Source organism: Bacteroides zhangwenhongii (assembly GCF_009193325.2).
Classification (GTDB): domain Bacteria; phylum Bacteroidota; class Bacteroidia; order Bacteroidales; family Bacteroidaceae; genus Bacteroides; species Bacteroides zhangwenhongii.
The window spans coordinates 4,837,336-4,863,147 of record NZ_CP059856.1 but is presented as its reverse complement, the minus strand read 5'-3'; the positions used below and the strand labels follow the sequence as shown (position 1 = coordinate 4,863,147).

The 25,812-nt window shown below is 40.3% G+C and carries 17 protein-coding genes and 1 pseudogene; 15 read left to right on the top strand and 3 right to left on the bottom strand.

The annotated features are described in order from the left end of the window. Positions 1-108: 108 nt before the first annotated feature. Positions 109-960 (top strand): helix-turn-helix domain-containing protein, encoded by an 852-nt coding sequence (locus GD630_RS19210; protein ID WP_143867993.1) that lies wholly within the window; start codon positions 109-111, stop codon positions 958-960. A 95-nt stretch (positions 961-1,055) separates the two neighbouring features. Here the strand turns inward: GD630_RS19210 and GD630_RS19205 are convergent, their stop codons facing one another. Continuing rightward, positions 1,056-2,240, bottom strand: a complete 1,185-nt coding sequence (locus GD630_RS19205; RefSeq protein ID WP_007758534.1) for a C1 family peptidase — start codon at positions 2,238-2,240, stop codon at positions 1,056-1,058. Positions 2,241-2,418: 178 nt separating this feature from the next. Then, positions 2,419-2,949, bottom strand: coding sequence for a hypothetical protein (locus GD630_RS19200; RefSeq protein WP_143867991.1), 531 nt, complete (start codon positions 2,947-2,949; stop codon positions 2,419-2,421). 222 nt (positions 2,950-3,171) lie between these two features. On the opposite strand from GD630_RS19200, the gene GD630_RS19195 reads away from it, so the two are divergent. The 11 genes and pseudogenes from GD630_RS19195 to GD630_RS19140 all read left to right on the top strand — a co-directional run bounded on the left by GD630_RS19195 (position 3,172) and on the right by GD630_RS19140 (position 21,524). Further along, a complete protein-coding gene (locus GD630_RS19195; protein WP_143867989.1) occupies positions 3,172-4,038 on the top strand; it encodes a patatin-like phospholipase family protein in 867 nt (288 codons plus the stop codon). A 115-nt stretch (positions 4,039-4,153) separates the two neighbouring features. Next, the gene (locus tag GD630_RS19190) at positions 4,154-5,134 is read left to right on the top strand and encodes a glycoside hydrolase family 71/99-like protein (RefSeq protein WP_238482943.1); all 981 of its coding nucleotides are present in this window, start codon (positions 4,154-4,156) and stop codon (positions 5,132-5,134) included. Beyond that, positions 5,121-5,624, top strand: a pseudogene (locus GD630_RS19185) (fibronectin type III-like domain-contianing protein); the annotation flags it as partial. The gene GD630_RS19190 and the pseudogene GD630_RS19185, both read left to right, overlap by 14 nt. A 680-nt stretch (positions 5,625-6,304) precedes the next feature. Beyond that, positions 6,305-9,409, top strand: a complete 3,105-nt coding sequence (locus GD630_RS19175; protein WP_182505665.1) for a SusC/RagA family TonB-linked outer membrane protein — start codon at positions 6,305-6,307, stop codon at positions 9,407-9,409. Positions 9,410-9,429: 20 nt separating this feature from the next. Next, positions 9,430-11,139: a RagB/SusD family nutrient uptake outer membrane protein gene (locus GD630_RS19170; RefSeq protein ID WP_143867983.1), complete on the top strand. Its 1,710-nt coding sequence runs from the start codon at positions 9,430-9,432 to the stop codon at positions 11,137-11,139. Positions 11,140-11,151: 12 nt separating this feature from the next. Further along, a complete protein-coding gene (locus GD630_RS19165; RefSeq protein ID WP_182505664.1) occupies positions 11,152-12,543 on the top strand; it encodes a DUF4960 domain-containing protein in 1,392 nt (463 codons plus the stop codon). A 28-nt stretch (positions 12,544-12,571) separates the two neighbouring features. Continuing rightward, the gene (locus GD630_RS19160) at positions 12,572-14,161 is read left to right on the top strand and encodes a glycoside hydrolase family 32 protein (RefSeq protein ID WP_143867979.1); all 1,590 of its coding nucleotides are present in this window, start codon (positions 12,572-12,574) and stop codon (positions 14,159-14,161) included. 135 nt (positions 14,162-14,296) lie between these two features. Further along, positions 14,297-16,126, top strand: coding sequence for a DUF4980 domain-containing protein (locus GD630_RS19155; RefSeq protein WP_143867977.1), 1,830 nt, complete (start codon positions 14,297-14,299; stop codon positions 16,124-16,126). 101 nt (positions 16,127-16,227) lie between these two features. After that, on the top strand, positions 16,228-17,394 hold the full coding sequence (locus tag GD630_RS19150) for an MFS transporter (RefSeq protein ID WP_143867975.1): 1,167 nt from the start codon (positions 16,228-16,230) through the stop codon (positions 17,392-17,394). A 35-nt stretch (positions 17,395-17,429) separates the two neighbouring features. After that, positions 17,430-18,317, top strand: a complete 888-nt coding sequence (locus tag GD630_RS19145) for a carbohydrate kinase family protein (RefSeq protein WP_007748309.1) — start codon at positions 17,430-17,432, stop codon at positions 18,315-18,317. A 429-nt stretch (positions 18,318-18,746) separates the two neighbouring features. Next, a complete protein-coding gene (locus GD630_RS19140; RefSeq protein WP_143867973.1) occupies positions 18,747-21,524 on the top strand; it encodes a substrate-binding domain-containing protein in 2,778 nt (925 codons plus the stop codon). 79 nt (positions 21,525-21,603) lie between these two features. Here the strand turns inward: GD630_RS19140 and GD630_RS19135 are convergent, their stop codons facing one another. After that, positions 21,604-22,917, bottom strand: coding sequence for an LruC domain-containing protein (locus GD630_RS19135; RefSeq protein WP_143867971.1), 1,314 nt, complete (start codon positions 22,915-22,917; stop codon positions 21,604-21,606). Positions 22,918-23,092: 175 nt separating this feature from the next. Between GD630_RS19135 and GD630_RS19130 the strand changes: the two genes are divergently transcribed. The 3 genes from GD630_RS19130 to GD630_RS19120 all read left to right on the top strand — a co-directional run bounded on the left by GD630_RS19130 (position 23,093) and on the right by GD630_RS19120 (position 25,780). Beyond that, a complete protein-coding gene (locus GD630_RS19130; protein ID WP_143867969.1) occupies positions 23,093-23,431 on the top strand; it encodes an MGMT family protein in 339 nt (112 codons plus the stop codon). 298 nt (positions 23,432-23,729) lie between these two features. After that, on the top strand, positions 23,730-24,956 hold the full coding sequence (locus tag GD630_RS19125; protein WP_007758016.1) for a quaternary amine ABC transporter ATP-binding protein: 1,227 nt from the start codon (positions 23,730-23,732) through the stop codon (positions 24,954-24,956). Beyond that, positions 24,953-25,780 (top strand): ABC transporter permease, encoded by an 828-nt coding sequence (locus GD630_RS19120; protein WP_143867967.1) that lies wholly within the window; start codon positions 24,953-24,955, stop codon positions 25,778-25,780. Before GD630_RS19125 ends, GD630_RS19120 begins: the two co-directional genes overlap by 4 nt. The last annotated feature ends 32 nt before the right edge of the window (positions 25,781-25,812 follow it).

The following is a 25,812-nucleotide window of genomic DNA, read 5'->3' as shown; positions in this document are numbered from 1 at the left end:
AATATTAAATAGATGTTCCATTTATTAGATATGTTGTTCTATTCTTAATGTGTTATAACAAAGGTCTCAAAAGAAAAACTATCTTTGGGCAACTTAATTTTTTTGATTATGATAATAGATGGTAATCTTCCTAAATTTGATCTTCCTATTGATTTTATAGCGGATGATAATATTACTGGTGATATATTAAATATGTATAGTCGATTTCCCTGTCAGATAAAAGCCGGGCTTTTTATACTTTGTACGGAGGGAACTGTTCGTGCCACCATAAATTTGTTGGAGGTAGTCATTCGTCGAAATGACTTTATCACTCTTCTTCCTAATTCATTTATCCAAATACATGAAGTATCTTCGGATACCCGTGTTTGCTTTGCCGGATTTTCTTCTGACTTTGTCGCCTCAGTGAATTATGTCGATTCGTTGTTGGGCTTATTGCCAAACATACTGAATACTCCGGTTGTTCCTTTACCGGAAGAGATTGCAACTTTGTTTCGTAATGCTTATAGCTTATTAATCAGGGCTTATTCTTTGCCTAATACATTGGAAAATAAAGAAATCCTTCGTTCTATTCTTACCATCTTTTTTCAAGGAGTGAAAGAGTTGTATAGTCGACAACAAACAGTAGTGAATGAACCTCTCAAACGTGAACATGAATTATATCGGCAATTTGTTCAAATATTAATGGCGAATTACACAAAAGAGCATGAAGTTGCTTTCTATGCTGATAAATGCGGAGTGACACCGGCACATTTCTCCAGTACAATTCGAAAGGCAAGTGGGCATAGTCCGTTGGTGATTATTACAGGTATGATAATAATGAATGCTAAGGCACAATTAAAGTCTACCCGTTTACCGGTGAAAGAAATAGCATTCTCGTTAGGCTTTAGCAATTTGTCTTTTTTCAATAAATATTTTCGGAAGCATGTAGGGATGACTCCACAGGAATATAGAGAGAAGTAATTATGAAATAAAAGAACGGGATTCCTGTACATTTGATGTAGGGATACCGTTCTTTATTAGTCAGTTATGTTTTTTAATACTATTTTCTGGCAGACTTATTTGATACCCAGTTTCTTGGCAATTTCCTTAGGAAGTGCATCCTTGTGTACTAGAATATTCATAGTCTTATAAGCAACAAAGGCTTTGGAGGCATACCAGATACCGTTATATTTGCCGGCTTTTCCCCAAGAATTCTTTACCATGAAATATTCTTTCCCTGTCTGATCTTTGGCGATTCCATAGATTTGCATTCCGTGGTCATCTGTTGTTTCCCAGTTATCAAAAGCAGCCTGACGCATTTCTTGAGTAATTTCCATTTCCGGTGATGGTTTGCTACTCAATTCTCTGCGTTTGTCGGCAGGAGTCATACCTGTCCAACGGGCCATATCCGAACCTGAAAGTTCAGCTCCTTTGATGATATCCGGCATAACGGCGGTACCATTGCGGCTGAACCCTTGTTCACTGACATCACTACCCCATGCAAAAGTATATCCTTTCTTTACGGCATTGTCCATTACAGCCATCAGTTCATCGATTGGCAGGTTGTATGACAGACCGTTACGCCAATTATCCTGAACTTCTACGGCAAATTGAGTATAGAACGGATGATGAGTATAAGAAGTCAGTGATACATAGTCATCGCAGTTCAGACCAAGTGATTCGGCGAAACTTTTCGGCGTATATTCTTTTCCTTTGTAAGTGAACTTCTCAGGACATTCTCCCAAATATGTATCATAAATAGCTGTCAGACCGTTTTTCCAAACCGGAGTCAATTTGCTTAACTTGCCTTTGGCTATTGCATTAATGTATCCTTCGGCAACTGCGTCCAGTTCATTGTGCACCGGTAGAGTATCACCATACATGATACCCGGCATTACTTCTTGCGGAACGATACCGTAATTCTTAATACAATACATCACATCATAGAAACTTCCACCCGGTGAGAAAGAACTGTCACCATGATAGCGTACATAATTCACTCCACGGTCTTCCATCGTTTTGTGTACTACAAACATTTCAGAAAGGTCATATTCACCTTTTCCTAGCCGGAGTAATTCGGACTCTACGAATCCAAGAGTAGAGAAACTCCAGCAGGTGCTCGAACGGTTCTGGTTCTTAATGGAAGTAATCGGATTTTCTTTCACTGTCGTGAAAACGAAGCCCTCTTCGGGTTTTGTGTCTTGTGCCGTCATGCTTAGGCTGAATAAGCCCAAAGCAGCGATAAGGATACTCTTTTTCATTCTTATGACATTAATATTAAATTTGTTTTGGTTGCAAATATAAGGATTCCTCTTTTGATAACCATCCGTTTGAATTAATATGTATAAAAAAAGAATGAATATTAGTATATTGGGGTACAAAAATACCGCTTTGTTCTAACAACAAAGCGGTATAGGTAGATGCATCATTAGATGCGTGTTATTCTTTCTTTTCCTTATCCTTGGATGTTACTATGTAATCTTCTTTAATGAATTCATCATAGACACGTTTCGGATGGTCAAACGGTGCAGTTCCGTTTTTCTGTTCGTTGAAGTTTTCCCGGCGGAATTGTTTTAATTTCAGATTGTCTTCTGCGTACTCTCTAAGTTTTTTAGGCTCGTTTCCATAAAGCGAACTTTCGGTCACATCGGAATTGAGCAAACTCTCTTTGGGGGTAATAGTCGGCAGAAGTACTTGTTCCAATAGTCCACGATAGGCTCCGTTATATTCGCACCATACGATGTCATTGGTTACGAATATGCGATAGGAGTACTTTGACCATGCGGTTTTGATTTCAATGGACGTAGCATAAATCTCAATAGTGGCTTCTGAACCATACGCCTGGTCACGGATCACAACGGTCGTCCGACCGCTAAGTTCTTCCTTCACGGAAGTTTGCCATTTTTCGGAATTCATGATTTCTTCGATGATTTCCGGCAAATTTTCTTTAATCTCAAACTGTATTCTCATGGTGCTTGCCTGCGGGCAGGACTTTTTAAATTTTTCCTCCTTAAACAATTAAGCTAGCCTAAAGTTACATATATTGAACCGAAAAAACAAGTATCTGTTTAAATATTTGCTATTTTTGCCCAACAATCAGCCTTTTTGTTTGAATTTGTCATAAATATGCAATAAAAGACAAAGGCTTGTTTATGCAACATAGAGTGTGAAAACGAGAATGGGAGTAAGGATATGAAAGATTTGAAAGTAGATGAATCTATAGGATTGGTATTGGAAGGCGGAGGTATGCGCGGTGTGTTTACTTGTGGTGTACTCGACTATCTGATGGATCACAATATTCGTTTTCCTTATACGATAGGAGTATCGGCAGGAGCGTGTAATGGGTTGTCGTATGTTTCCCGTCAACGGGGACGTGCCAAATACAGCAATATTGACTTGTTGGAGAAATACAACTATATCGGTTTGAAGTATTTACTCAAGAAGCGTAACATTCTCGATTTCGATTTACTTTTCAATGAGTTCCCCGAGCATATCCTTCCTTACGATTATGAAACTTATTTTGCTTCATCCGATCGTTTTGTGATGGTGACTACGAATTGCGTGACGGGAGAGGCCAATTACTTTGAAGAGAAGAAAGATAAAAAGCGAGTGATCGATATCGTTCGTGCTTCCAGCAGTCTGCCTTTTGTTTGCCCTATTGCTTATGTAGACGGTATACCGATGCTCGATGGAGGAATTGTAGATTCCATTCCCCTGCAACGGGCTATTGCGGATGGTTACACACATAATGTCGTTGTGCTTACCCGTAACAGGGGTTATCGGAAAGATTCGAAGGATATTCGCATTCCGGCATTTGTTTATCGGAAATATCCGAAGTTACGTGAAGCGTTGAGCCGTCGTTGTGCTGTTTATAATGAACAATTGGAAGTGGTGGAGCGTATGGAAGACGAAGGAAAGATTATCGTTATCCGTCCATTGAAGCCTGTGGTGGTAGACCGTATTGAAAAGAATGTGCGCAAACTAACGGAATTTTATGAAGAGGGATACGCGTGTGCACAGGCTTTGTCTCATTATTTTTCTACTTTTTCCCCCGATTAATTCGATTTTAAGTCTTTATTAATTCCTTTTAGTGGGATTTATTAAGGGGCGCTCCTTTACTTTGCTGAAAAATAGTATTGGAGAACTTTTAATATAACATGAAAAACAAAGGAATATGGTAAAAAGATTTAGTTGGTTGGTTTTTTGTTTATTGTTTTCAGTAGGTATAACAGCCAAAGGTGGAGGCAGGCAATATAACTCTTATAAGGGGTTAGTGATGGCCGGTTATCAGGGGTGGTTCAATACCCCTGATGACGGCTCCGGCCGCAGCTGGCATCATTATAATGGTCCGAAGGGTTTTCGTCCCGGTTCCTGTTCAGTTGATTTTTGGCCGGAAGTGTCGGAATATAAAAAACTCTATAAGACAGAGTTTACTTTTGAGGATGGCAAACCAGCATCAGTCTTTTCTTCTTATGACGAATCTACAGTCGAACTTCATTTTAAGTGGATGAACCAATATGGGTTGGATGGAGTATTTATGCAACGCTTTGTTTCCGAAATTCGGAATGAAAGCGGATTGAAACATTTCAATAAAGTCCTCAATTCGGCAATGAAGGCAGCAAATAAATACGAACGGGCTATCTGTGTGATGTATGACTTGAGTGGTATGAAGCCGGGAGAAGAAGGGTTGTTATTAAAAGATATTGCAGAAATCGCACGTCAATATTCTATAAAAGATCATGTCAAGAATCCGTCTTATCTATATCATAATGGGAAACCGTTGGTTACCGTATGGGGAGTTGGATTTAATGATAACCGACGTTATGGGCTGAAAGAGGCGGAGCGTATTATTGACGGTTTAAAATTGCAAGGATTCAGTGTAATGCTTGGAGTGCCTACCCAATGGCGCGAACTGAAAGGAGATACAGAATCAGATCCCCACCTTCATCAGCTTATCAGAAAATGCGATATCGTGATGCCTTGGTTCGTAGGACGTTATAATGAAAACACTTATCCAAAATTTCAAAAATTGGTAGAGGCGGATATCCAATGGGCAAAGAAGAATCAAGTGGATTATGCTCCATTGGTATTTCCGGGTTTCTCGTGGGACAATATGAAAGGTCAAGATCACAATTCATTCGTTTGGAGACTATAATCCGGCGGGTCGTTTACCGCTGACTTATTACAAGTCTTTGGAGGAACTTTCACCCTTTGATGATTATGATATAACCAAAGGACGTACTTATCAGTATTTTAAGAAAGACGTGCTCTATCCGTTTGGCTACGGACTTAGTTATACGACTTTTAAATATAATAATCTGGAAGTAACTGATGCGGGAAAAACGATGAATGTATCATTCACGTTGAAAAATGCAGGTAAGCGGGCTGGCGATGAAGTGGCGCAAGTTTACGTTAAATTGCCGGAAGTCGCAGGTGGTATGCAAGCTATCAAACAGTTGAAAGGTTTCCGACGTATTGCTTTAAAGGCAGGAGAAAGTAGGAAAGTAGAGATTACGGTTGATAAAGAGTAACTTCGGTATTGGGATGAAAAACAGACCTGTTTTGTTGTGCCGCAAGGTTCGTTTACTTTTATGGTAGGAGCTTCATCCTGTGATATTCGTTTGGAGAACACTACAATTTTGTAGTGTTCGTCATCTTAAAGTAGTTTTCGTTATCATGTGATAAAAAGGAAGGGTATCTTGAAAATAGGAGGAGATGGTAAATATTAGGATGAAATATCGTTTAATATCTGATTAATTATACCTGCTCTTGCTTTTCATAGATAGATTTCGTATCTTTATAGTTTTTACTCCTTTTGAAAAGGAGTGGTTGTCTTATAAGGTGACATTCGTCACGTTATAAAGTGCCATTTATCCCTTTGCAAGGTGACAATGGTCACGTTATAAGGGGACCACTTCCCGGCTACATAAAAGTACCTAGTTTTTCGCACTGAAAGTTTTTAATCTCCGCACTGAAAAGTCTTATACAATAAGAGATTTCGGATAAGAATCAATGAGAAACCCTACCGTAAATAGAAGCTTTTAGGCTTATTGCTTTACGGTAGGGCTTTTTCAAAATAAGGTTGAGTTCTGATATAAGAATACTTTGTTACCATAAAAACTATGTCAATGCACTCATGTATAAAGATGGGGAATACCATTTGTATTTTCAATATAATCCATCAAATAGCACTCTATGCAACATATATTACAGCCTTTGAAACATTTTTTTTAGTCGATTGATATAAATCAACCGTAATTTGCATCATCGATAAAGATAAAATTCGTACTTTTAAATTAATAACATCAAACTAATGCTCAGTATTATGAAGAACAAAAAACTTCTTTGCAGCGTTTGTTTCCTGTTTACTTTCATGTCAGCCCTCTGCGGGCAAAACATAACAGTGAAAGGAAACGTTACTTCCAAAACGGATGGCCAGCCGATTATTGGCGCTTCCGTCATTGAGACTATATCCACAACTAATGGAACGATTACCGATTTTGACGGTAACTTCACGCTTTCTGTTCCTACTAATGCTACTTTAAAGATTTCGTATATCGGTTATAAGCCCGTGACTGTGAAAGCGGCTACCTCTATCCAAGTTTTATTGGAAGAAGATACGCAAATGGTGGATGAAGTGGTGGTGACAGGTTATACTACTCAGCGTAAAGCCGATTTGACCGGTGCGGTATCTGTGGTAAAAGTTGATGAAATTCAGAAACAAGGTGAAAACAATCCGGTAAAAGCACTCCAAGGGCGTGTTCCCGGTATGAGTATTACTGCTGATGGTAATCCAAGTGGTACGGCTACTGTTCGTATTCGTGGTATCGGTACATTGAACAACAACGACCCTCTTTATATCATTGATGGTGTGCCTTCTAAAGCAGGTATGCATGAACTGAATGGAAATGATATTGAATCTATCCAGGTTCTGAAAGATGCGGCTTCTGCTTCTATTTATGGTTCGCGTGCCGCAAATGGTGTTATCATCATTACTACTAAACAAGGTAGGAAAGGACAGATTAAGATTAATTTCGACGCTTCGGTTTCCGCATCTATGTACCAGTCTAAATTGGATATGATGAATACTGAGCAATATGGGCGTACATTATGGCAAGCCAATGTGAACAGTGGTAAGAATCCGAATGCTAATTCTATCGGTTATCAATACGACTGGGGATATAATGCTGAAGGCTATCCTGTGTTGGATAACATCTATGTTCCCAAATTTATTGATGATGCCAATACAATAGCAACAGGTGATACGGACTGGTTTGATGAAATCACACGTACCGGCTTTATTCAACAATACAATCTTTCGTTGAGTAATGGAACGGAAAGAGGTAATTATTTCTTTTCTCTGGGATATTATAAAAATGACGGTTTGATTAAATATACAAACTTCGACCGTATTTCTGCACGTATTAATAGTGATTATAAGGTGATAGATAATATTCTGACTATCGGTGAGCATTTCACTCTGAACCGTACGACGGAAGTCCAAGCTCCAGAGAATATCATGAGTGACGCCATGATTGCCCTTCCCATGATTCCCGTACACACTGTGGATGGAACGAATTGGGGAGGTCCCAACAGTACTATGCCCGACCGCCAAAATGTGGCTCGTGTAATTTATGATAATCGGAACAACCGATATACTTATTGGCGTTTGTTCGGTGATGCGTATGTAAACCTGAACCCGGTGAAAGGACTTAATATCCGTTCCACTTTTGGATTGGACTATGCACAGAAGTATCAACGTAATTTTACGCTTCCTTACAACACCGGTTTCCTGAACAGTGATAAGGATGCGGTTGAGATGAAACAGGAGCATTTCACCAAATGGATGTGGAATGCTGTGGCCACTTACGAATTGGAGATTGGCAAACATCGTGGAGATGTTATGGCAGGTATGGAGTTGAATCGTGAAGACGATATAAACTTTGCTGCTTACCGTGAAGGATTTGCGATTCTGACTCCCGATTATATGTATCCTTCCGCAGGAGTAGGACAGTCACAGGCAAGTGGCGGAGCAGGTGGTTTCTCACTGGTTTCTTTCTTCGGAAAACTGAACTATTCGTATGCTGATAAATATTTACTTTCATTTACCCTCCGTCGTGACGGTTCTTCCCGTTTTGGTAGCAATAATAAATATGCTACTTTCCCTTCCGTTTCTTTGGGATGGCGTATTAGTCAGGAGGCTTTTATGGAAAAAACTAAAGATGTGATTGACGATTTGAAAATTCGTGCGGCTTGGGGACAAACCGGTAATCAGGATATTGAAAATTACGCACGCTATTCTATCTACGAATCTAAATACGGTACAGGCAATCCTCCTACTTATGGAACTTCTTATGATATTACCGGAAGTAACGGCGGTAGTTTGCTTCCTTCCGGATTTGTGCGTACTCAGATTGGAAATGATGATATCAAGTGGGAAACTACTACACAAACCAATGTCGGTATGGATTTCAGTTTGTTTAATCAGACATTGTATGGCTCTGCCGAATATTACTATAAAAAAACAACGGATATTTTGATAAAACCGTCTTACATCGGTATTCTTGGAGAAGGTGGCGGGCAGTGGAGAAATGCCGGTTCGATGGAAAACAAGGGCTTTGAGTTTAATTTGGGCTATCGCAATAAGACGGCTTTCGGGCTTAGCTATGATATTAACGCGAACCTCGGTTTGTATCGGAACAAGATTTTGTTTGTACCGGGTGAAGTGGCTTCTACCGGAGATTTCGGCGGTGACGGGGTGATGAACATTATCGGTCATTCTATCAATATGAGAGCCGGTTACATTGCCGACGGTATTTTCAAGTCACAGGAAGAAGTGGACAATCATGCCGATCAGACCGGAAAAGGCGTAGGGCGTATCCGCTATAAAGATTTGGATAATAATGGTGTTATTGATACTAAGGACCAGACTTGGATCGGAAATCCGAATCCTGATTTCACGTATGGACTCAATATCTATCTGGAATATAAGAACTTTGATTTGACTATGTTTTGGCAAGGTGTGCAGGGAGTGGACGTTTATAATGAGGTGAAGAAGAATACCGACTTCTGGTCGGTAGGCGATATGAATGCTAATCGTGGCACCCGTCTGTTGGGAGCATGGACTCCGCAGAATCCGGGATCGGATATTCCTGCTGTTTGTTTGGAAGACTTGAATAATGAAAAGAGAATTTCCAGTTATTATGTAGAAAACGGTTCTTATCTGAAACTTCGGAATTTACAATTAGGTTATACATTACCGACAGATATCTCGAAGAAAATAAAGATGGAACGTTTGCGATTCTATTTCAGCGCACAGAATTTGCTGACCATCAAAAGTAAGAACTTTACCGGTATGGATCCGGAAAATCCGAATTTCGGTTATCCGATTCCTCTCAATCTTACATTCGGTTTCAACATAGGTTTTTAATTCATTAAATAACGATAATTATGAAAATCAAGAATATATATATATCCTCTTTGCTGTTGGTAGTCTCGTTGGTCGGTACTACAGGTTGCAATGACTTTTTGGAAAGAGACTTACAGGGAAGTTCTGACGAGGGACAAACGATTAGTCCCGATAATGTGGACAATCTGGTAATTGCTGCTTACGCTCACATGGTGTCCGGTGAGGATATGAACAGTTCTTTCAGCCTTTGGCCGTATGGAAATGTCCGTGCAGATGATGCTTATAAAGGCGGGGCAAACTCCGAAGACGGTTCGCATTTCCATTTTCTGGAGATTGCTACGGGGATGACTACTGACAATTGGGCTTTTGATGATATCTGGTATCGTCTTTATTCGGGGGTGGCACGTGCCAATGCTGCTTTGAAATCTTTGGATGGTATGGATGCAAATACTTATCCGCAGAAGAATGAACGTATCGGTGAGATGCGTTTCTTACGTGGTCATTATATGTTTCTGTTGAAAGTGATGTTCAAGCATATCGTTTATGTAGATGAAACGATTCCTACTTCGGACTATACCAAGATTTCTAACCGACAGTATACTAACGACCAACTTTGGCAGAAGATAGCAGATGACTTTAAGTTTGCATATGATCATCTTCCCGATACACAGGTGGAAAAAGGGCGTCCTACGCAGGCTGCTGCATCGGCCTATCTGGCAAAGGTGATGCTTTACAAAGCTTATCGCCAAAATGAAAAGAATGAAGTGATCGAAATTAATGAAGAGGATTTGAAAGCTGTAATTACGTATACGGATAATGCTATCATGACTGCCGGAGGTTTTGGCCTGGAAGAAGATTTTGCATATAATTTTCTGCCGCAATATGAGAACGGAAAGGAATCTATTTGGGCTGTCCAATATTCGCAGGATGATAATACGATGTATGGCAACTTGAACTTTGGTAATGAGTTGACAGCTCCGCAATTCTTCGGGTGTTGTGATTTTCAGAAGCCTAGCCAAAACTTGGTGAATGCTTTCCGCACGGAAAACGGTAGGCCGATGTTCGATACTTACAATGAGAAAGATAATTATGATGTGCAAGGCAACTACGATCCCCGTTTATTCCACACGGTGGCGATTCCGGGATTTCCTTATAAGTATAATGTGAACTATATTTTTGATAAGACGTGGACACGTAACGAACAGGAATATTATGGTCTTTATTCATCTTTAAAAGAGAATGTGGACCCCGATTGTTCTTGCCTGAAGAAAGTGAATTCTCCGTTTGTTGCTAATTCGATGAACCGTATTGTATTGCGTTATGCAGATGTAGTGCTGATGCGTGCCGAGGCATTGATTCAGTTGAATCGTTTGTCGGAAGCATTGCCGTTGGTCAATGAGATACGTAACCGTGCAGCCCGTAGTACTACGCTTGTTTTTGATTATGGGGCAAGTTTTAAAGTAGAACCGTATACAATGGCCGAATGGACTGATCGGGACATTGCTATGAGAGACCTGAAATGGGAACGTCGTCTTGAATTGGCATTGGAAGGAAGCCGCTTCTTTGATTTAGTTCGTTGGGGAGATGCGGCAAAAGTGATGAATCAATATTATGCGTCGGAAGCTAGTCGTCGTTCTTATTATTCGGATGCAAATTTTACAGCAGGAAAAAATGAATATCTGCCTATTCCTCAGAAGCAGATCAATTATAGTGGTGGTTTGTATCAGCAAAATAATGGTTGGGAGAAATAATAAATGGGAATTATGAAGACTTTGATAGATAAAATATATATGGTGTTACTGGCTGCACTTTTACTTTCTGCAGCTGGATGTAGTGATGATGAAGACACATCGTTGGCTTTGAATGGTGATACATGGATTACTTCTTTCCATATCGAAGGTTATGATAACTTTATCGTTGAGCAGGATAATCAGGCGAGAAGCATTAAAGTACATGTGGAAGATGATACAGATGTGACAAATTTAATTCCGGTATTTACTTTGTCCGAAGGGGCTACGGCGAATTTGGAAAGTGGTAAACCTGTTAACTTTACAATGCCCGTAGTGGTAAAAGTCACAAACGGAAATGTATTTATGAATTATACGATTTCCGTAGAATTGGATAAGCCGCAGATTACTGGATTTATGATAGGAGAGTATGCGGGCAGAATTGATGAAACAAACAAGGAAATCGTTGTGTATGTACTTGAAAACATGGATATTACCGCTTTGTCTCCAGTCGTTACTGTTCCTGATGGTGCTACGGTAAGCCCGTTGTCAGGCACTACATTGGATTTCACTACACCTAAAGAATATACGGTTACAAATCATTTGAATGCAGCCACTTATACGGTGAAGGTAGAAAAGGTAAGAACTTTTGTTTCAATGGCATTTATCGGAACTGCTGCAACTATTGATGAACTGACTAATAATGAAGAAAAAGCCGCTGCCCAATGGATGTTGGATAATATGCCGGGGGCAAGGTATATTTCATATTCAGATTTGAGGGATGATAACCCGAAAGTGAAACTTGATCCGGAACAGATAAAAGTCATTTGGATTCATGATGATAATCCTATCTATGATGATAGTGGATTTAATTGGAATTCAAAGAATAATATTAAGAATTATTATCAGACAGGTGGAAATTTGTTATTATCTCGTGGAGCTTTACGATATATCGTAAAAGATCGGTGGGCTATTTCTATGGATGGTAGAGATCCTAATAATCAATTTGGGAGTGAAGATTCTAAGACTGTTACAGATAAACCTTGGGGCTTTTCAATAAAGGGTATCTCTCATGAAATATTTGATGGCTTAGTAACTGAGGATAATTCTAATATTTATTTAATAAATACAGGTTATCATATTCTTAATTGGGGATTTCAATGGTGTATAGATTGGGAACCTTATTTGGGAATAGAAGGATGGAGACAACAAACTGGTGCAATAGAGTTGGGGTATGATGTTTCCAATCACAATGCAGTGCCTATCGCTGAATTCCCTTCTCGCCAGATAGGAGGAAATAGTAGTGGAAAGGTAATATGTATTGGCATGGCAGCTTATGATTGGTATGATGAAAACCAATCAGATAATCAATATCGTGGTAATATCGAGAAACTTACCTCTAATGCACTCGATTACTTAAGCAAGTAAAGTATAATCTGATAAAGAAAAGCAAATTATGAAAACTATGATATTAATGGCTTCAATACTGTGTCTGTCAATATCGTTTGCTGCTTGCAGCGATGATAACAGTCCGGTAATCACAGATAAAAATCTGAATGAAACGACAACATTCTTTAGTTCGACGGAACCGAACAATTATACGACTTATTACAAACCTTATGTTGGTTATGTAGGTGATCCAATGCCTTTTTTTGATCCGGTAAGTAAAGAGTTTCGTATTCTTTACCTTCAGGATGATCGTGACGGTAATTCTACTATCTATCATCCTATCCACGAATTGGCAACTACGGATGTGGCAAACTATATCTCTTTCCGCGAAGCAATACCATGCGGAACAGCAGTAGAAGATGATCCGGCTATCGGGACAGGAAGTACTGTTTATGATGAGGCTACGAAAACTTATTATACTTATTATACAGGACATAAAGCTACCGAACCTCGTGAAGTAATATTGTTGGCTACTTCCAAAGATTGTAAAACCTGGACTAAAGACCGTTCATTCCGTTTATCGGCTCCAATAGAAGCAGGGTATGATAAAAATGAATTCCGCGATCCATATGTTTTTTATGATGCAACTGCGCAATGTTATAGGATGTTAGTTTCTGCTCTGAAAAATGGGGATGGATATATTATAGAGTTTACTTCTACCAATTTGCATGATTGGGATTTAAAACCGGAACCGTTCTTCAATAATATTTGGGGGCGTTTCTATGAATGTCCGGATGTTTTTCAGATGGGAAGTTATTGGTATATGGTTTATTCTTCACAAGGAACAAAAAATGAACCGGCCGTTGTCCAATATTTCTATGCGCAGACTTTGGAAGAATTGAAGGGAATAGCTGTAGAGAGTGGGCAGTTCCCTACTTTCGTACCCCATGAAGGATGGTTAGATGGAGTTGGTTTTTATGCTGGAAAAACAGCGAGCGATGATACAAATCGTTATCTTTGGGGATGGTGTCCGACACGTGAAGGGCAGAAAACCACAGGTGCCAAAAGTTGGGCAGGAGCGTTGGTTGCTCATAGATTGATTCAGAACGGAGATGGAACATTAAGTTTGGATGTTCCACAAGCGATTTCCGCCAAATATTCCCAATCGGTGACATTGACTGAAAAGACGAAGGTAGGGGATGTAACGGTCAGCACTTCTTCTTATACATTGAAAGCAAATTCATTTGTCCGCTTCGCCCGTTTGAGAAACCGGAACAAAATAACCATGACTGCAACAATCCCTGAAGAGAATGAAGCCGTATTCGGACTTTCATTTGTCGATTGCAGTGATAAGGCAGAAAAGGCGCGTATTTTCATTGAAGATAAATATAATTTCCTGAAGTTGAAAGAAGTAGAAGTAAATGAGAAAACAGGTGAATGGAATGATGCGGGTGCTATAACAGAACGTGCTATAACTCCGGCTGCTGACAATGTATATCATATAGAGGTCTATACTGAAGAATCTGTGTGCGTAGTCTATATAAATGGAAGGTATGCTTTCACCAACCGTATTTATGATTTGGCTAAAAATCCTTGGGCTATTTTTTGTACTGAGGGTGAAGTGACTGTATCTGATATAAAATTGAGTACTTATTAATTGAGAAAGTAACATCTTTTATAGCGTTTGAAACAAATGTGATAGGCGCTCCGATGCATTGCGCCTATCTTTGCATTGCAACAACCAAGAAATATGATACTATTAATAATAAGTAATAACCTTAATACCATAAACATGAATGTATTTTTACCTTTGAGAAAACTTCAGACTCTTCTGATTTGTTCCATTTTTATGAATATCTCGCTTCTGGCTTTAGCTGCAGATCCTTCTCTATTAATGAAAGATTTAGGAGAAGGACATTGTTTGGTGCGTGTCAATACTACTCAGAAATACTTGTTATTACCGGTAGAAGATGCATCGCCTGACGTACGTATCAGTATGATTGCTGATAACAAAGAAGTGAAGAGCTTTGATGTCCGTCTGGCTATTAACAAGGTAGATTATTTTGTTCCGGTAGACCTTTCCGATTATTCCGGTAAGTTGGTTTCATTTAAATTCAAAATGAATTCAAATGATCCGGTACGTGTCAATCTTTCACCGGATAACACCGCTTGCTGTAGGGAAATGAAGTTGTCCGATACCTTCGATACAACTAATCGTGAAAAGTTCCGTCCTGTTTATCACTTCTCACCTCTTTATGGATGGATGAATGATCCCAACGGAATGGTATATAAAGACGGAGAATATCATTTGTTTTATCAACATAATCCATACGGTTCCAAATGGGGAAATATGAATTGGGGACATGCTATCAGTAAAGACTTAATCAATTGGGAACATCGGCCTGATGCTATAACTCCGGATGCGTTTGGCACTATTTTCAGTGGTTCGGCTGTGGTGGATCATAATAATACAGCTGGTTTTGGTGCAGGTGCTATCATCGCTATCTATACACAGAACGGTGATCGTCAGGTACAAAGTATCGCTTACAGTACCAACAATGGACGTACTTTTACAAAGTATGCGGATAATCCGGTGTTGGTATCTGAAGCCCGCGATTTCCGCGATCCGAAAGTCTTTTGGTATGAAGGGACAAAACGTTGGATTATGGTACTTGCCGTAGGGCAGGAAATGCAGATTTTCTCTTCTCCCAATTTGAAAAACTGGACTTTTGAAAGCAGTTTCGGTAAGGGACAAGGTGCTCACGGAAATGTTTGGGAATGTCCGGATTTATTTGAACTTCCCGTGGAAGGTACGAATGAAAAGAAATGGGTATTGCTTTGTAGTCTTGGTGACGGCCCTTTCGGTGACTCGGCCACTCAATACTTTGTCGGAACGTTCAACGGAAAAGAATTTGTAAACGAATCACCCTCCAAAACCAAATGGATGGACTGGGGAAAAGACCATTACGCCACTGTAACTTGGAGTGATGCTCCCGACAACCGTCGCATTGCTATCGCATGGATGAGCAACTGGCAATATGCAAACGATGTTCCTACCTCTCAATACCGTAGCCCGAACTCTGTTCCTCGCGATTTGAGCCTGTTCACCGTAGATGGCGAGACTTATCTTCAGTCTGCTCCCTCTCCCGAACTGCTGAAACTGCGTGACGTCTCCAAGAAACGCTCGTTCAAAGTGAACGGAACACGTATCATCAAAGACATGATTGCCGGCAATGAGGGTGCATACGAAATAGAACTGACTATCGAAAATCAACATGCGGATATAATCGGCTTCCGTCTCTACAATGACAAAGGCGAAGAAGTGGATATGCAATATGACATGAAAGAAAAGAAATTCTCGATGGACCGCCGCAAAAGCGGAGATGTAGGTTTCAATGAGAACTTCCCAATGCTGACCTGGACGGCTATTGAGAGTGGAATAGACGAATTGAAACTCCGTCTGTTTGTCGACAAATCCAGTGTGGAAGCCTTTGGCGATGGCGGACGTTTTGTGATGACTAATCAGGTGTTCCCGTCGGAACCTTACACTCATATCGACTTTTACAGTAAAGGAGGAGCGTATAAAGTAGATTCGTTTGTGATTTACAAGTTGAAGAAATAAACTCATTCTCCTTACTCTATGTGCTCTTTACCCGCTTCTTTGTTTTAGGGTGATGTACATTGCCCTATGGAAACAGAATTCATCGTATAAAAGATAAAATAATGGAAAACAGTAAAAACTCTTCCCTCTCCAAACTAGTCCCGGTGATGCTTTGCTTCTTCGCCATGGGATTTGTTGACTTGGTAGGCATTGCCTCCAATTACGTAAAGGCGGATCTTGGTCTGTCGGACTCACAGGCGAATATCTTTCCGTCATTAGTATTCTTCTGGTTCCTGATTTTCTCCGTACCCACCGGCATGTTGATGAGCCGCATTGGTCAGAAGAAAACCGTATTGCTTAGTTTGATTGTGACTTTCGCTTCTCTGTTGCTACCTGTTTTCGGCGACAGCTATATGCTGATGCTGATTTCCTTCTCCCTCTTGGGCATTGGAAATGCGTTGATGCAGACTTCCCTGAACCCGTTGCTTTCCAATATCGTACGTGGCGACCGTCTGGCAAGTAGCCTGACTTTCGGTCAGTTTGTGAAAGCCATTGCTTCTTTTCTGGCTCCTTACATCGCCATGTGGGGAGCGACGCAGGCCATTCCGACTTTCGATTTAGGCTGGCGCGTGTTATTTCCTATTTATATGGTTGTAGCGATCATTGCCATTCTCTTGCTCAATATTACTCAGATTGAAGAAGAAAAAGAGGAAGGCGAACCGTCAACTTTCGGACAATGTCTGGCGTTGCTTGGCAAACCGTTTATCCTGCTTTGTTTTATTGGCATCATGTGTCATGTCGGTATTGATGTAGGTACAAATACTACCGCTCCAAAGATTCTGATGGAACGTCTTGGCATGGGGCTGGATGACGCTGCTTTTGCTACAAGCCTTTATTTTATCTTCCGTACGGCTGGCTGCTTCTTAGGATCGTTCATCTTACGCAAGATGTCGGCAAAATCTTTCTTTGGCATTAGTGTGATGATGATGTTGGTAGCGATGGCAGGATTGTTTGCTTTCCATGAAAAGACAATGATTTATGCCTGCATTGCATTGATTGGTTTTGGTAATTCCAATGTATTCTCTGTTATTTTCTCGCAGGCGTTACTCTATCTTCCGGCAAAAAAGAATGAGGTTTCCGGCTTGATGATTATGGGACTTTTCGGAGGAACAGTGTTTCCGTTGGCTATGGGAGTTGCCTCCGATGCAATGGGACAGAGTGGGGCGGTAGCCGTAATGACGGTAGGCGTACTGTATCTTTTGTTTTATACGTTCCGTATTAGAAAATAAATTAATAACTTTGGAAACAATAAAATCTGTAAGTCATGAATAATATAATTGTAGGAATGGGCGAAGCACTTTGGGATGTGTTGCCCGAAGGAAAGAAAATTGGTGGTGCTCCGGCAAACTTTGCCTATCATGTATCGCAGTTTGGCTTTGACAGCCGCGTAGTAAGTGCCGTGGGGAATGATGAACTGGGAGATGAGATTCTGAGAGTATTCAATGAAAAGAAACTGAAAACACAGATTGAACGGGTGGATTATCCTACCGGTACGGTGCAGGTAACGTTGGATGATGAGGGTGTCCCTTGTTATGAAATTAAGGAAGGGGTTGCATGGGACAATATTCCTTTTACAGATGAACTGAAACGTTTGGCTTTGAATACACGTGCTGTTTGCTTCGGATCATTGGCGCAACGCAATGAGGTGAGCCGTGCCACTATCAATCGTTTTTTGGATACAATGCCTGATATAGACGGGCAATTGAAAATTTTTGATATTAATCTCCGACAGGATTTTTATTCAAAGGAGGTTATTCGTGAGTCCTGCCAGCGTTGCAACGTGTTGAAGATAAATGACGAAGAATTAGTGACCATTAGCCGTATGTTTGGCTATCCGGGTATTGACTTGCAGGATAAATGCTGGATTTTGTTAGCTAAGTATAATCTGAAGATGTTGATTCTGACTTGTGGTATCAATGGAAGTTACGTATTTACTCCGGGAGTTGTTTCCTTCCAAGAGACCCCGAGAGTTCCCGTAGCTGATACAGTGGGAGCTGGTGACTCCTTTACAGCAACGTTCTGTGCTTCTATTCTCAATGGTAAGTCGGTTCCCGAAGCTCATAAACTGGCTGTTGAAGCTTCCGCTTATGTATGTACGCAAAGCGGTGCAATGCCGGAACTTCCGCAGGTACTGAAAGATAGGATGTTGTAAAAGCCTATACGATAGAATATAATAAAACTCTCATGAACTTCAATCTCATGGGAGTTTTATTATGACCTTACATAAGAGGTATGGGTATAAAAAAAGGAGCAACGCCTTGCTCCAACCTTTGTTAACCTTAAATCTAATACTATGAAAAACACAATGCAAAGATACGGACTTCTGTGAAACTAGCAAATAATCCAAATAAAAAGAGATGTTTTATAACATTGATTAAGTGTTTGCCTAACTCTTTATACTTTTATTAATGAAATCTGGCTTTGTTGTGCCACTGTTTGCGGGTAGAAGGAGGCTTGTTTATAAAGCAGATTTGAGGCTTTTTACTTTCTGTTTTTAAGAGAAAACCATTATCTTTATCCCGATATATGACAAATAGATAGTATGGTAAAAGATATAATCTACGAAAAAATACACAATACTATGGGATATTTACGTTGGATAGTGATCTTGTTTTGTTTTCTCGGAATGGTAGCCTGCCATCAAGATGTGCCGCATTTCCGTATTGGTGTGGCTCAATGTAGTGATGATTCTTGGCGGCACAAGATGAATGATGAGATTCTTCGTGAAGCCATGTTTTACGATGGGGTGGCGGTTGAAATCCGGTCGGCTGGAGATGATAACCGCAAGCAGGCGGAAGATGTCCGTTATTTTATGGATAAAGGAGTTGATTTACTTATTATCTCAGCCAACGAGGCGGCTCCGATGACTCCCGTCGTGGAAGAAGCCTATCGGAAAGGAATCCCTGTCATTTTGATAGACCGGAAGATTCTATCTGATAAATATACTGCATATATCGGTGCCGATAATTATGAAATAGGCCGTGCGGTTGGGAATTATATTGCATCAAGCTTGCGGGGAAAAGGGAATGTGGTGGAGCTTACAGGGCTGGGAGGTTCGACCCCTGCGATGGAGCGTCATCAGGGATTTATGGCAGCCATCAGTAATTTCCCGGATATAAAGCTGATTGATAAAGCGGATGCGGCATGGGAGAGTGGTCCGGCTGAAGTGGAGATGGATAGTATGCTCTGTCGTCATCCGAAAATCGATGCGGTGTATGCACATAATGACCGCATAGCTCCGGGAGCTTATCGGGCTGCCAAGAAAGTAGGTAGGGAGAAAGAAATGCTCTTTGTTGGTATTGATGCTTTGCCGGGTAAAGGAAACGGATTGGAACTTGTGCTTGACAGTGTGCTGAATGCTACTTTTATTTATCCTACAAATGGTGATAAGGTAATGCAGTTGGCTATGAATATTCTTGAAAAAAAGCCTTATCCTAGAGAAACCGTAATGAATACGGCCGTCGTAGACCACACGAATGCTCATGTCATGCAACTCCAGACTACGCATATATCTGAATTGGATCAGAAAATCGAAACATTGAACGGACGTATCGGAGGGTATTTGTCACGTGTTGCTACCCAACAGGTTGTCATGTATGGTGGTCTGGTTATCCTTTTGTTGGTGGCAGGTTTGTTATTAGTAGTATATAAATCTCTTCGCTCCAAGAATCGCTTGAATAGAGAACTTTCCGAACAGAAGAGACAGTTAGAGGAACAGCGTGACAAACTGGAAGAGCAACGTGATAAATTGGAAGAACAGAGGGATCAGCTTATACAGCTTTCTCATCAATTGGAAGAAGCGACTCATGCCAAATTGGTTTTCTTTACGAATATTTCTCATGATTTCCGTACTCCACTGACATTAGTTGCCGATCCGGTGGAGCATTTATTGGCTGATAAAACGTTGAATGGAGACCAGCATCGGATGTTGATGTTGATTCAGCGGAATGTGAATATCCTTTTGCGTCTGGTCAATCAGATTTTGGATTTTCGAAAGTATGAGAATGGTATGATGGAATATACACCTGTTCCTGTAGATATTCTTTCTTCTTTTGAAGGGTGGAATGAGTCGTTTCTCGCAGTGGTGCGAAAGAAACATATTCATTTCTCTTTTGATAAGCTGGCGGATACGGATTATCATACATTGGCGGACGTGGAAAAATTGGAACGCATTTATTTTAATCTTCTTTCTAATGCTTTCAAGTTTACTCCGGAAAATGGAAAGGTAACCGTTCGTCTGTCTCCTTTGACAAAAGAGGATGGGCGTTGGATTCGTTTTACTGTTGCTAACACCGGTTCTATGATTTCTGTGGAACATATTCGGAATATTTTCGACCGTTTTTACAGAATAGATATGCATCATGCAGGTTCGGGGATTGGCTTGGCACTTGTGAAAGCTTTTGTCGAATTGCATAAAGGAACTATTTCTGTAGAAAGTGATGAAAAACAAGGAACAATCTTTACGGTTGATTTACCGATGCAGACTTGTGAGGTAACCGTTTCGGTGGATAGCCCATTGTCTTCTTCCATTGGGGCTTCGGTCTCTTCTGCTTTAAATAATGCTCAAGTAGCTGAGGAAGAGGAAACTGAAAGAGATTATGATTCTTCCAAACCTTCCGTCCTTATCATTGACGATAATGCAGATATCCGTTCGTATGTACATAGTTTGCTTCATGCCGATTATACTGTTATTGAGGCTGTAGATGGTTCGGAAGGGATTCGTAAAGCTATGAAATATGTTCCGGATTTGATTATTTCTGATGTGATGATGCCGGGAATTGACGGCATTGAGTGCTGTCGTAGGTTAAAAAGCGAGTTGCAGACATGTCATATTCCTGTTATTCTGTTGACAGCCTGTTCTTTGGATGAACAACGGATTCAGGGATATGACGGTGGTGCCGATTCATATATTTCCAAACCTTTTAGTTCACAACTGCTGTTGGCTCGTGTCCGTAATTTGATTGATTCGCATCGTCGCTTGAAGCAGTTCTTTGGCGACGGGCAGACATTGGCGAAAGAGGATGTTTGTGATATGGATAAGAACTTTGTGGAGAAATTCAAGTCTTTACTTGACGCAAAGCTAGGGGATTCTAATCTGAATGTGGAGGATTTAGGAAAAGATATGGGACTGAGCCGTGTACAACTTTATCGTAAGATAAAGTCCCTTACTAATTACTCTCCTAATGAGTTGCTTCGGATTGCTCGTCTGAAGAAAGCGGCTTCTCTACTTGCTTCATCGGATATGACAGTGGCGGAGATTGGTTATGAAGTAGGTTTCAGTTCTCCTTCTTATTTCACAAAATGTTATAAAGAACAGTTTGGAGAGAGTCCGACAGACTTCTTAAAAAGAAAAGGATAATAAAATTACAATTGGTATGATATGATAAATCCCGGTAAGATGTTGATAGCTTACCGGGATTTATTATATAGGATAGGAATTAGTCGTTATAGATCAACAGACTCTTATCTGCATTACCTTGACCGTACCAATTTTGTTCATTTTTACCGCCGCTTGTCGCCCATTTTTTGAATCCGGGATAAGCTTTCAGGAAATCGGCTGCTTCAATAGCATGAGCTACGTTACCCGGTACTCTCAATCCCCAAATCAGGCGTTCTTTACTAAAGTAATAGTTGTCGTCTTCTTCATCTCCATCGGATTCATATACCGGCAATAAATCCGGATTATTGAAGGGATATTTATAAAATGCCGGTTCAATACCGTTTGCATGTATCTCAGTTTTGTCTCCGTCTTTACGTGCTATATATAAGTCGAATTCGTCGTCCTCCAATATCTCTTTTACTTCCTTTGCTGTGTTGAGCTTGATTTCAATCTCAAATTCAGGCAACTCTTCTGTATCTACTAAAGCAGTCTTTTCAACATTGAAGTATCGGCTTCCTGCAGGTTGGGGTAAATTGAGAATTAGGTCACTACAGTCAATAATGAATTTTTCTTTATCCATGTATTTCACTTCAAATTCCTTATCTGTTGTTTTAGGATCGGTGATTTTGACGCTTTCCACATCCTTCTGATCAATTTCTTTAAGTCTTAAATAAGGATAGTAAAGATATATTCCACCACGAGCTTTTATACGTAGCTTGATTGTCATCAAGTCACTCATATACTCATTGCCTTTTTTCTTGTATGCATTGAACTTTACTTTATAATTGATCACGAAGTCGTTGAAATCATAGTCACCCAATATTGGGAACTGATCTTCATACATGATAGTACCCCAGTCTTTTTTAGGGTGGTAGACGACTCCTTGGCTGTATCGTATATCTTCTTCGATGTCATGTCCTGTGTCTTTGTCGCTTCCACGTGTGACTGATCGTGTCTGTGTAGTAACCGATTGGGCTATAGGTAATGAGAAGCTACCGTCTTCATTGATCCTAACGGATATTGATTCCTTTTCATTTGGGCCCGTTTCGTATTGTGCATATAATGTTTTTACATAAGTAGGGATACTTAATGGAAGCTTTGATTCTCCGTCATGTACAAGAATAGTTGCTATTTTTTCTTTCTCACTACATTTCTCATCCAAGAATAGAGAGACCATTGTAGAGGTCTTAGCTGATACTGTACCTTCGGCAGTTCGAGTTAATTTCCATTGGAAATCCGCAGGTATATCCAAGTCTTTCATTTGGAGTTCCTTTTCAGGCTGTTTGCTTTCATCATAAAGATTCTTCTCACAGGAACTGAAAGCTAAGGTTCCTAACAAACAAGAAGCAAATAGAACAGTCTTCTTTTTCATAATGATGTTGCTTGTCTCGTTAATAATAAAACTACTTTTATGCCACAAAGGTCGTAATAATTTGTATATAAAGCAAGTAAAGTTGCATATATTGTTTGTTATGCCTTAATAATTTGCAAATATTCGTCTTTTTACCTAGCTTTGAGGAAGAAAAATAAGTAAAAGAGAAGGGTTAATGAAGGATTATAAAGTAGACAAGGCAAAGTTTTCTGCGTCTTTTTGTCAAGAGGTGCATCAGGTTGTTTGTGATATTCCGGTAGGAAAGGTTTCTACCTATGGAGAGATTGCCGCATTATTAGGAATGCCTCAATGTTCCCGTATGGTAGGGCGCGCTTTGAAACAAGTACCGGAGGGTATATCTGTTCCTTGCCATCGAGTAGTCAATGCATCGGGGCGCCTTGTACCCGGCTGGACAGAGCAAAAGCAACTCTTGCTGAAAGAAGGGATTTCTTTCAAACAAAATGGATGCGTAGACTTGAAAAAGCATCTTTGGAATTACTCTGCTTCTGAATAAAATTTGCATTTTTAATCTGTTTTCCTTATCTTTGTGCCAACAATATGCAAGAACAGACTGTTATTTATTTATGAAAATACTGTTTTTTACTGTTCATTGAGAGGATAATCTTATCAAATTCTATTCCTTTTAAACTACTCAGTCTGTTTTTTTAATCATTTAAAAAACTCATTGGATCGTCATGTTACCATGTAGCAGGACTGAACCATGCGGAGATTCAACTTGTTTATGTAAACAAGAATGAGAAACGCAGCAGTTGGAAACAAAACAAATATTATAATCTAAACCAATATATTATATGAGTAAAATAGAAATAAAGGATTTGTACCTTATCTTTGGTCATGAGAAGCAGAAAGCACTCAAGATGCTGAAAAAAGATAAGAGTAAAGCGGAAATTCTGAAAGATACCGGTTGTACGGTAGGAGTGAAGGATGCCAATCTTTCAATAAATGAAGGAGAGTTTTTTGTGATAATGGGCCTCTCGGGAAGTGGAAAATCGACATTACTGCGCTGTATCAATCGTTTGATACGTCCTACTGCCGGACAAGTCCTTGTAAATGGAGTCGATATATCTAAAATATCCGAAAAAGAACTATTACAGGTTCGCCGGAAAGAGCTGGCAATGGTTTTCCAAAATTTCGGTTTGTTGCCTCACCGCTCTGTATTGAGTAATATTGCGTTCGGCCTTGAACTTCAGGGAGTGAAGAAGGGAGAGCGTGAAAAGAAAGCGATGGAAAGTATGAAGCTTGTCGGACTGAAAGGATATGAGAATCAGATGGTAGGTGAACTTTCCGGTGGAATGCAACAGCGTGTCGGATTGGCACGTGCCTTGGCCAATAATCCCGAAGTTCTTTTAATGGATGAGGCTTTCTCAGCTCTCGATCCTCTGATTCGCGTACAGATGCAGGATGAGCTACTGGCCTTGCAATCAAAGATGAAAAAGACAATTGTCTTTATTACTCATGATTTAAGTGAAGCAATTAAACTAGGTGACCGTATCGCGATTATGAAAGACGGAGAAGTGGTGCAGGTAGGTACTTCGGAGGAAATTCTGACTGAACCGGCTAACGATTATGTAGCCCGTTTCGTTGAAAACGTGGACAGGAGCAAAATTATTACCGCCTCTTCTTTAATGATTGACAAACCGTTGGTGGCTCGTCTGAAGAAAGAAGGTCCCGAAGTTTTGATTCGTAAAATGCGTGCAAAGAATATAACTGTATTACCTGTAATAGATGCCGACGATAAACTGGTCGGGGAAGTGCGCCTGAACGATTTGCTTAAATTACGTAGCAGGCAGGAAAAATCCATTGAAACAGTTGTGCGTACAGAAGTACATTCTGTGTTGGAAGATACAGTGTTGGAGGATATGCTTCCTTTAATGACAAAGAGCAATTCACCGGTATGGGTGATAGATGAGACACGCGAGTTTTTAGGAACAATCCCACTTTCATCTTTAATCATCGAAGTGACCGGGAAAGATAAAGAAGAAATAAACGAAATAATTCAAAACGCAATAGATTTATGATAAATATAGGACAATATATAGAGGTGGCCATCAATTGGATGATGGTACATTTTTCCACTTTCTTTGATGCCGTGAATGCAGGCATCGGTAGTTTTATTATAGGATTCCAGCATATACTTTTCGGAATACCTTTTTATATAACCATCCTGGTGCTTGCTGCACTTGCATGGATGAAAGCAGGGCGTGGTACGGCAATTTTCACTGCATTAGGATTATTATTGATTTATGGAATGGGATTTTGGGAGGCTACAATGCAAACCCTGGCTCTCGTTTTGTCATCTACCTGTCTGGCTCTAATTGTTGGTGTACCTTTGGGAGTATGGACGGCAAACAGTCCGCGTGCAGAGAAAATACTCCGTCCTGTTCTCGACTTGATGCAGACGATGCCTGCTTTTGTTTATCTGATTCCTGCCGTTTTGTTTTTCGGATTGGGAGCAGTGCCTGGAGTGTTTGCCACTATTATCTTTGCTATGCCTCCTGTAGTCCGCCTTACCGGATTGGGAATCCGACAGGTTCCTAAAAATGTAGTGGAAGCTTCTCGTTCGTTCGGGGCTACCCGTTGGCAACTGCTATATAAAGTACAGCTTCCTTTGGCACTGCCTACCATCCTGACCGGTGTAAACCAGACAATAATGATGTCACTTTCTATGGTTGTAATCGCTGCAATGATTGCTGCCGGTGGTTTGGGGGAAATTGTATTGAAAGGTATCACCCAGATGAAGATCGGACTTGGGTTTGAAGGTGGTATAGCGGTAGTTATTTTAGCTATCATCTTAGACCGTATCACGCAAGGAATGGCAGGAAGAAAAAATAAGAAGGACTAAAAGAGAAAGAATTGAAACAAGAAAGAGTGAAA